This window comes from Nocardioides antri, from assembly GCF_008373765.1.
In the GTDB taxonomy this organism is placed as follows: Bacteria; Actinomycetota; Actinomycetes; order Propionibacteriales; family Nocardioidaceae; genus Nocardioides; species Nocardioides antri.
Map to the genome: position 1 here is coordinate 1 of NZ_VUJW01000163.1, position 346 is coordinate 346.

Here is a 346-nt window from a genome sequence, read left to right on the forward strand (position 1 = left end):
TTTGTACGTCTGAATAAGGCTACTGTGAATATGCTACGTATCGCCGAGCCTTACATTGCTTGGGGATACCCCAACTTAAAGAGTGTCCGTGAGTTAGTATACAAACGTGGATTCGCCAAGCTGAGTGGACAACGTATACCAATCACTTCCAACAGCATTGTTGAGAAGAGGCTCCATAAACACAACATTATCTGTGTTGAGGACCTCATCCATGAGATCTTCACTGTTGGAGAAAAGTTCAAGTACGCGAGTAATTTCCTGTGGCCCTTCAAATTGAACAATCCAACTGGTGGTTGGCGCAAGAAGACCATTCATTATGTCGACGGGGGAGACTTTGGTAACCGCT

The 346-nt window shown here is 45.1% G+C and carries 1 protein-coding gene; it reads right to left on the reverse strand.

Annotated elements, in window-relative coordinates:
- Positions 1-93 precede the first annotated feature (93 nt).
- The coding region (locus tag F0U47_RS22900) for a C2 domain-containing protein (RefSeq protein WP_223162862.1) at positions 94-346 on the reverse strand (253 nt) is incomplete at its 5' end.